Below are 8,206 nucleotides of genomic sequence, written 5' to 3'. Positions count from 1 at the left end.
GGCCTCCCCGGCCGGGGGGGGGCGGCGCCCCTCCCCCGCCCCCCGGCCCGGGGGCGGGGGCGCGGGGCGTCGGCGCGCAGCGGTCCCGCTGTGGGTCGTCGGCGCCTCCTCGTAGTCGTCGTGGAAGTACGGGCGGCCGCTGTCGAAGATGCCCGCGGAAGCCCCCGGCCGTGCCGTACCCGCCGGGAGCGCGTGCCTCCCGGCGGGTCCCGCATCTCAGGCCGGTACGTCCCGGGTCGGCCAGGAGAGGGCCGAGTCCAGGTCGGCGGCGACCCGGAAGGCGCCCGCCAGGCCGGCGAGCCGGATCACGCGCAGCATGAACGGATCGGTCAGGACCAGGATCAGCCGCGCCTGCCGTGCGCGCAGCCGCTCCTGGACGCGCACGAGCATCGACAGACCGCTGCAGTCCAGGAACGTCACGGCGCGAAGGTCGGCGACGAGCGTGCCGCCCAGCCCGGGGGACAGGTCCTGGAGTCGGTCCGCCAGGTGATGGGCGGCGAGGATGTCGAGTTCGCCCCACAGTTCGACGACCCGTGGGTCGTCGGGGTGCGGCGCTCTCATGCCGAAGTCGGCGTCGGTGTCGTGGTAGGCGGGCATGGCCTCCTCGCAGTGGTGGGGGCGCGGTGTTGTGGCGGTGCCCCTGGCATACCCCTCCCTGGCCTGCGAGGCAACCCCCTTTCAGCGCTGGTGAGTTGGGCAATCAGGTTGTCGGTCAAACGGCTTCGCCGGTGATCTCTGGCGCGATCCGGACCGTCCGGTTCCCGCTCGTCACGCGCGTCCCGCGGGGCCACACCGCGCTCAGCCCGGTGGCAGCCCGCCCCGAGGTGCGCGTGGGGCGGATGGTGGCGCAGTGAACATCCGGCGGGAAACGTACCCACGGACGGGCATACGTGTGACCTGCGCCTCCCGCACCCGTCCCGGGGCCGCCGGACATATGGCCGGGAAGCGGAGGCGGCGATTACGCCGTGGCGGGAGGCTGCGCGGGGCGGGACACCTGAGACCCGTCGTGGCCGTACTGGGCCGCCTGCGTGCGGAACATGGTGGCGTACCGGCCGCCGGCCGCGAGCAGTTCGTCGTGGCTGCCCGACTCCACGACGCGGCCCCGGCTCAGCACGTGGATGGTGTCCGCCCACCGCACCCCGGACATCCGATGGGTGACCAGGACCACCGCGCGCGTGGGGCCCGCAAGGCCCCGCAGCCGGTCGAACGCCTCGATCTCCGCCTCCGGGTCGAGCGCCGACGTCGGCTCGTCCACGATCAGGACGCCGTCCGCGGCGCCGGTCCGGTCGCGCCAGTGGGTGCGCGCCAGGCCGAACTTCTGCCATTCTCCGCCGGACAGCTCGCTCGCCCCGCGGAACATGCGGGCGAGGAGAGTGCCCATGCCGTCCGGCAGCCGCGCGATCACCGACGTCGCGCCCGCGTACCGCGCCGACGGCTCCAGCTCCTCGGCGGACGCGGACCGCTGCGGCCGCCCGATGCGGATGTTCATGGCGGCGGTCATCGGCCAGCGCTGGAAGTCCTGGGTGAGCTGGCTGACCCGCTCGAAGACCAGGGACCGGTCGAGCCCGTCGAGCGGTCTGCCGCCCCAGTGGACCGTACCGGCGTGCGGGACGAGCAGCCCGCTGATGATCTTCATCAGGGTCGACTTGCCGCTGCCGTTCTCCCCGACGACCGCGGTCACCGACCCCATCGGAACCGTCAGCGACACCTCGTCCAGGGCCGGTTCGGCCCGGTCCGGATAGCGGTAGCTGATCTTGTCGAGGACCACCGCGTCGATCCGCTCCGGCAGCGACCCGCCCCCGGTGGGAATGGTCCGCCGGGCGGCCTCCGCGAGGAACTTCTCGTGGTCCTGGACGTACAGCGACTCCTCGTGCAACTGGTTGACGTTCATCACCAGCGTGCCCAGACTCGCCGACCCGGTGCGCACGGCGACGACCGCCGTCCCGGCGATCGCCAGGCTCATGGTGCCCGTCGTGATCAGCCAGAACATCACCCCGTACGTGGCCGCGAGTGCGACCCCCGACAGGGCGGTGGCCAGCAGCTCGGTGCCGGCCTTGCCGTTCGCCAGCCGGCGCTGCTCGCTCTCGGCGCTCTCCGCCATGTCCCGGTAGCGCTCAAGGAGCGTGGGGCCGACCGCGTGCAGCCGCACCTCCTGGGCGGCGCTGCGCTCGGTCAGCAGGGTGCCGATCAGCCGGCTCGCGCGGACGTGCTCGACCCAGTTGAGCATCGACACGTACCGCTCCTGCGCCACCCGCATCGCGCCCCAGCCGCGCGGCGCGGCGATCAGCAGCAGCATCGGCAGCAGTGCCCAGTGCAGCACGCTCAGGATGGAGGCGGTTGCGATCAGCGAGATGACCCCGTTGAGCGCCGCGACACACGCCGAGATCATGCGTCGCGCGGACGCCGCACCGTAGAACGCCACGTCGAGCAGGCGCCGGAACGCCGGATCCTCGATGGCCTCCAGCTCGACCGCCTGGGCGGCGTCGAGATACTCGGTCGTCGCCACGCGTTCCACCAGCGGTTCGAGGCGTCCCGCCCCGGACGTCGACCAGGAGGCGAGCAGGGCGTTGACGGTGGCGACCGCGGCGCCGACGAGCAGTGCCGGCAGCGCCTCCCGCACCCGCCCGGCCGCCGAGCCGCCGGAGAGCAGTGTGTGCATCACGGAATTCAGGACGAGCAGGTTCACCGCGGCGGCGACCCCCTGGCCGATCTCGCTGACGCCGACGGCGAGCAGTGCGCCCCGGTCGGCGTGCCAGGCCCGGCGCAGGGTGCCGAGGACCAGCCGGGGCATGGCCCGCAGGGCGGTGAGGAGCGACAGGTCGAGGAAGGCGTTCTGGTGCGACGCCCAGCCGGTGTCGTATCGCAGCGGTCCGCCGAACAACTCCCGCTCGGCCGTGGAGACCTTGGGTTCCTCGGGCCGTGGGCGGCGCAGCAGCCTGCTGCGGAACCGGTGCGAAGGCGAGGTCAACGGTCCTCCCCGAGCTCGACGGGCGCGGCCGGGAGGGCCCTGCGGCGCTGCTGCTGCGGTGCCCAGGGTGAGCAAGCACCGGCGCGCACACAAGGAGAACTCAGGTCATTCTCGGCGCGTGCCCAGCGGGGAGCGGCGGCCCGGCCGGGTCCCGTACAGCTCGTCGATCTCCCGCGCGTACCGCTCGATCACCGCCGATCTCCGGATCTTCAGCGACGGGGTCAACAGGCCCTCACGCGAACCGAACTCGTGCGGGATGATCCGGAAGGTCCTGATCGACTCGGCACGCGAGACACGGGAGTTGGCCCGGGAGACCGCCCGCCGGACGTGCCCGAGCAGTTCCTCGTCCGTCACCAGTGCCGCGGGCTCCTGCGGGTCACGCCCCTTGAGCGCGAGCCAGCCCGCCACGGACTCCTCGTCGAGGGTGATCAGGGCGGCCACGTACGGGCGGTTGTCGCCGACGACCAGACAGCCCGAGATCAGCGGATGGGCCCGCAGCTCCTCCTCGAGCAGCAGTGGCGAGATGCTCTTGCCGCCGCTGGTGATGATGATGTCCTTCTTGCGCCCGGTGATGACGAGATAGCCGTCCGGATCGAGCCGGCCGAGGTCACCGGTGCTGAACCAGCCGTCGCGCAGCACCGCTTCGGTCGCACGCGGCTCGTTGTAGTAGCCCGCGAAGACCACGTCGCCGCGGACCAGGATCTCGCCGTCGCCGGCGATGCGCACGGCGTTGCCGGGCAGCGGCCGGCCCACGGTCCCGTGCCGCACCGCGCCCACCGGCTGCGCGGTGACGGCCGCGGCGGTCTCGGTCAGCCCGTACCCGTCGTAGACGGTGATCCCGCAGCCCGCGAGGAACAGCCCGAGCTCGCGCGCGAGCGGAGACCCGCCCGAGACGGCGTTGCGCACCCGCCCGCCGAGCACCGCCCGCACCCGGGCGTACACGAGCCGGTCGTAGAGCGCGTGCCGCATCCTGAGCCGCGGCCCTGGACCGGAGCCCTGACCCGCCTTCCCGCGCTGCTCGGCGGCCGCGTAGCGCACCGCGGACCGCACCGCCCGCTGGAAGAGGGCGCTGCGCCCGTTCTGACGGGCTTTCAGGCGGGCCGCACGGAAGAGGCGTTCGAAGATGTACGGCACGGCGTACAGGAACGTGGGCCGGAACGCGGCCAGCGTGGGCAGCAGCGCCTGCGGCGAAGGGTCCGGCTGGAACGCGACGTTGACCCCGAACCGCACCGAACTCACCACCACGACCAGCCCGTAGCAGTGCGCCAGCGGCAGGAAGGCCACGAGCGAGGCCTCCTCGCCGGGCGCGGCCAGCAGGCTCCCCCATCCCGTCGACAGCGTGTCGCACTCGGCGACCATGTTGGCGTGCGTGAGGACACAGCCCTTCGGGCGGCCCGTCGTCCCGGACGTGTAGCAGATCAGCGCGGTGTGCTCGGGCCGGACGGCGTCGCGGAGCCGGTGGACGTACGCCGGATCGACGGCGGCGCCCTCCGCCCGCAGCACGTCGAGGGCGCCCTGGTCCATCTGCCACAGCCGGGTCAGCGGGTGGTGCGGGCCGTGCGCGGCGGCCACTGTCATGGCGTGGTTCTCGTTCTCGACGAAGCAGCCGATCGCGCCCGTGTCCCGGAGGATGTCGCGCACCTGCTCGGTGGAGGAGGTCGGGTAGATGGGCACGACCACGGCGCCGATCGACCACAACGCGTAGGCGGCGAGCGTCCATTCGTACCGGGTGCGCGACATGACGGCCACCCGGTCGCCGAAGCCGACGCCCTGGGAGAGCAGCCCGCCCGCGACCGCGAGGACCTCACCGGCGAACCTGCGCGCGGTGACCGGCTCCCACTGCCCGCCGGGCGCGGCCAGCGAGAACTGGACGCGGTCCGGCGTCCGTCGCACCGCTGCGAACACCGAGTCCGCGATCCCGCCCACCACGGGCGGCTCCGTCAGCCGGGGCACGTCGAGTTCCTGCATGTTCCTGCTCTCCGCGGACGAGGGACGGGCGGTCGCGGGTGGGGCCGCAGCCCGGCAACGTACCCCGCCCGGGCGATCTTTGCGGAGCCCCGCGAGGTGACGATCAGGACACGGTACGCCCTGGACCACGGGTCCCATCTGCGCGGACCGGTCGCCCGAGGCGTACCGCGCACCGTAATCTCGAACGTCCAAGGAGCGCTATCACGGAGGCAGTTGAGACCTCATGAACGACTCCGCGAAGGTCCTCCTGGTGGACGACCGCGAGTCCAACCTGCGGGTGCTGGAAGCGGCGCTCGCCCCGCTCGACGTCCCCGTCGTCTGCGCGGACAACGGCGACGACGCCCTGCGGATCGCGCTGCGCGGCGGCATCGGCGTGATCCTTCTCGACGTGCGGATGCCCGGCATCAGCGGGCTGGAAGTGGCCGACTACCTGCTCCGCCTGGAGCAGACCCGGGACATCCCCATCGTCCTCGTGACCGGGATCGGCACCAGCGCCCTCGCGCAGACCGCGATCGACCTGGGCGTCGCCGACCTGCTGGTGAAGCCGGTCGACCCGTGGGTGCTGCGGGTGAAGGTGAGCTATCTGCTGAACGCCGGGGCCCGGGGTGCGGACGGCCGTGCCGCCCGCAGCCCGGGCCCCCTGCCGCGCCCCTGACCGTCCCCCTGCCGTCAGGGCCGGTTGCGGCGGGCGCGCAGGCGGCGGCGGAGGATCAGCGGCACGCAGGTCAGGAGGAGCAGCGCGGCGGCCGCACCGAGATGGCGGGGCAGACCGGGGGCCTCCTCCGGATCCTGGTGCGTCGGCGCGGTCGCGGGTGCGGCGGCCCGCAGCGGACCGGCCTGCTGCTTGGGCGGTTGCGGCGTCGGGGTGGCGAACCCCCAGTCGAGCAGCGTGCGGCTCTCCTCGTACACCTGGTTGAAATCCCCGTCCTGAGGATTCATCACGGTCACCAGGATCGTCCGGCCCGCCCGGGTCGCGGCCGAGACCAGCGTGGTGCCGGCCTGTGTCGTGTAGCCGTTCTTGACGCCGATGAGACCGGGGTAGGGCTCCACGCCGTGCGAGCCGACCAGCAGCCGGTTGGTGTTCTGGATCTCGTACGCGTCCGGGCCCCCGGACGCCGGGAAGCGGGCGAACTTCGTGCCCATGTACCGGCGGAAGTCCGGGTTCTTGAACCCCTCGCGGGCGATCAGGGCCAGGTCATGGGCGCTGGAGTACTGACCCGGGGTGTCGAACCCGTCGGGGGAGCGGACCTGGGTGTCGCGGGCGCCGATCCGGCGGGCGGTGGCCTGCATCTGGCCGAGCGTCCGCGACAGGCCGCCGTTCAGCCGGGCCAGGGTGTGCACGGCGTCGTTGCCGGAGCTGAGGAACACGCCGCGCCACAGGTCGGCGACGGTGTACCGGTGCCCCTCGGCGACCCCGACCTCGCTGCTGCCCTCGGCGACCTCCGCAAGGTCCGCCCAGGAGGCCCGGTGCACCGTGTCCTGGCGCAGGTGCGGCAGCACCGTCACGGCGAACAGCGTCTTGAGCGTGCTGGCCGGCGGCAGCCTGCGGTGCGGCGCCCTGGCCGCCAGGACGGTCCCGGTCCGTGCGTCCATGACCTCCCAGGACAGCGCCGACAGGGAGGGCACGGCGGGCGGCCCGGCAGCGTTCCGCGCGGCGTGCGCGGGACCGGCGGCCGCCCCCGCGACGAGCGTCGCGCACACGCCCGACGTCACGAGCGCCCTGCTGATCAGGGCACGAGATCGGATGAAGATCACCATGCGGGCAACGTAGGTGCGTGACCGCCCGCTCGCGATCCGTTACCGCCATCCGGCCGCCGCCCACTTCGACGACCCGATACTCGCGGGACGTACGTACGCTGGAATGACCCGACGGTGGAGGTGTTCCGCCATGACGGACCGGACACGACTGCTGAACCGACTGCCCCGCGCCTATCGCGACCGTCTGATGCCTCTCGCCCGAGAGGTGTCCTTCCCCCAGGACTCCCGGATCTTCGAGGAAGGGGACCGCGCCGACTGCTTCTGGATCATCAGGACCGGAACAGTCACGCTCGACGTGCGCGTCTCCGACCTGGCCCGGCTGCCCGTCGACCCGCTCGGACCGGGAGATCTCCTCGGCTGGTCCTGGCTCTTCCCGCCCTATGAATGGGATTTCGGCGCCGAGGCCTTCAGCCACGTGCGCGCCTATGAATTCGACGGCCCGACCGTGCGTGCCTTGTGCGACATCGAACCGGCGCTCGGTGTGGCCCTGCTGCACGGCGTCGCCGAGGTGATGGCCCACCGCCTGGAGGCGGCCCGGGTCAGGCTCGTCGAGGCGCACCAGGCACACCGCATCAGGGGGTACGTGTAGGGGCGGGCGGCGCGCGACGCCGCGGGACGTGCGCGAGGGACTTCTCGTGCGGGTGACGCCGGGTGGAGGCCCGGCGTCACCCGCACGGGCACCGTCCCTCACCCGACCCGACGCCCCGGCGGGCGGCGGGCACGGTCGCGCGGTTTGCTCGGTCGCGGACCTGACCGCACCGGCGGCCGCCCGCCGGCCGCGCCCGAGAGGAACCGCATGCGCCGCTCCGTGCCCCTGTCGACCGCCACCGCTGCCCTGCTCCTGCTGGGGGCGCCCGTGTGCGCCGCGGCTCCGTCCGACGGGGACGACGGGTGGGGCGACACTCCCTCCTGGACCGCTCCGCCCTCGGCGCCCGCATCGGAGGCCGGGACGGCGACGGGTCTGGTGCTCGATCCGGCCGACGCCCGCCCCGGCGCGAGCGTGCTGGCCAGTACCACCGCGTGCGGCGGCGACTCCGTCGCGACCGGCGACGCGGACAGCGTCGGCGCGGGCGAGTTCACGCTGCGCTCGGCCGAGTACGAGAAGGGGGTCAGCGGCAGCTTCGAGGTGCCCTCCGGCGCCCGGCCGGGCACCTATCCGGTCTCCGTGACCTGTGAGAGCGGCACGGTGGCCCGTCAGACACTCACCGTCTCGGGGAAGGGCGGCACACAGCTGCACGGAGTGCACGCCGGTGACGGCGGATCGCTGGGGCAGTGGAGCGTGCTGCAGCTCGCGCTGGGCGGCGCGCTGATCGCCGGTTCGGTGGGTGCGGCGGGCTACTACGCGGTACGGCGTCGCGCGCAGGAGCTGTGAGCACCTGGGCGCGACGCCGTACGGATCCGTCCTGCGCGTCTCGGATCAGCCCTTGCGGGTCTTGACCTCTTCGGTGAGCTGGGGCACGACGTCGAAGAGGTCGCCCACGACGCCGTAGTCGACCAGGTCGAAGATGGGGG

At 73.1% G+C, this 8,206-nt stretch carries 7 protein-coding genes; 3 read left to right on the top strand and 4 right to left on the bottom strand.

Annotated elements, in window-relative coordinates:
• Positions 1-216 precede the first annotated feature (216 nt).
• The 3 genes from ABT127_RS39175 to ABT127_RS39165 form a co-directional block, all read right to left on the bottom strand.
• Entirely contained in the window at positions 217-597 is a 381-nt protein-coding gene (locus tag ABT127_RS39175; RefSeq protein ID WP_351461345.1) for an STAS domain-containing protein, read from the bottom strand.
• A 361-nt stretch (positions 598-958) separates the two neighbouring features.
• Entirely contained in the window at positions 959-2,968 is a 2,010-nt protein-coding gene (locus tag ABT127_RS39170; RefSeq protein WP_351461343.1) for an ABC transporter ATP-binding protein, read from the bottom strand.
• 105 nt (positions 2,969-3,073) lie between these two features.
• Positions 3,074-4,936, bottom strand: coding sequence for an AMP-dependent synthetase/ligase (locus tag ABT127_RS39165; protein ID WP_351461341.1), 1,863 nt, complete (start codon positions 4,934-4,936; stop codon positions 3,074-3,076).
• A gap of 223 nt (positions 4,937-5,159) precedes the next feature.
• Between ABT127_RS39165 and ABT127_RS39160 the strand changes: the two genes are divergently transcribed.
• Positions 5,160-5,591: a response regulator gene (locus ABT127_RS39160; RefSeq protein WP_351461338.1), complete on the top strand. Its 432-nt coding sequence runs from the start codon at positions 5,160-5,162 to the stop codon at positions 5,589-5,591.
• Between the two features lie 14 nt (positions 5,592-5,605).
• Here ABT127_RS39160 and ABT127_RS39155 read toward each other — a convergent pair whose 3' ends face one another.
• Positions 5,606-6,694, bottom strand: a complete 1,089-nt coding sequence (locus ABT127_RS39155; protein ID WP_351461335.1) for a D-alanyl-D-alanine carboxypeptidase family protein — start codon at positions 6,692-6,694, stop codon at positions 5,606-5,608.
• 130 nt (positions 6,695-6,824) lie between these two features.
• On the opposite strand from ABT127_RS39155, the gene ABT127_RS39150 reads away from it, so the two are divergent.
• The gene (locus ABT127_RS39150) at positions 6,825-7,283 is read left to right on the top strand and encodes a cyclic nucleotide-binding domain-containing protein (protein WP_351461333.1); all 459 of its coding nucleotides are present in this window, start codon (positions 6,825-6,827) and stop codon (positions 7,281-7,283) included.
• Positions 7,284-7,490: 207 nt separating this feature from the next.
• Entirely contained in the window at positions 7,491-8,066 is a 576-nt protein-coding gene (locus ABT127_RS39145) for a hypothetical protein (protein ID WP_351461330.1), read from the top strand.
• The last annotated feature ends 140 nt before the right edge of the window (positions 8,067-8,206 follow it).

Source organism: Streptomyces sp. NPDC001904, assembly GCF_040297005.1.
In the GTDB taxonomy this organism is placed as follows: domain Bacteria; phylum Actinomycetota; class Actinomycetes; order Streptomycetales; family Streptomycetaceae; genus Streptomyces.
Note: the sequence above shows the minus strand (reverse complement) of the source record. Positions and strands in the feature narration are given on the sequence as shown.

Excerpts from the sequence above, each read along its gene's own strand:
- ABT127_RS39165 (WP_351461341.1), bottom strand. The coding sequence starts at position 4,936 with ATGCAGGAACTCGACGTGCCCCGGCTGACGGAGCCGCCCGTGGTGGGC.
- ABT127_RS39155 (WP_351461335.1), bottom strand. The coding sequence starts at position 6,694 with ATGGTGATCTTCATCCGATCTCGTGCCCTGATCAGCAGGGCGCTCGTG.
- ABT127_RS39150 (WP_351461333.1), top strand. The coding sequence starts at position 6,825 with ATGACGGACCGGACACGACTGCTGAACCGACTGCCCCGCGCCTATCGC.
- ABT127_RS39175 (WP_351461345.1), bottom strand. The coding sequence starts at position 597 with ATGCCCGCCTACCACGACACCGACGCCGACTTCGGCATGAGAGCGCCG.
- ABT127_RS39145 (WP_351461330.1), top strand. The coding sequence starts at position 7,491 with ATGCGCCGCTCCGTGCCCCTGTCGACCGCCACCGCTGCCCTGCTCCTG.
- ABT127_RS39160 (WP_351461338.1), top strand. The coding sequence starts at position 5,160 with ATGAACGACTCCGCGAAGGTCCTCCTGGTGGACGACCGCGAGTCCAAC.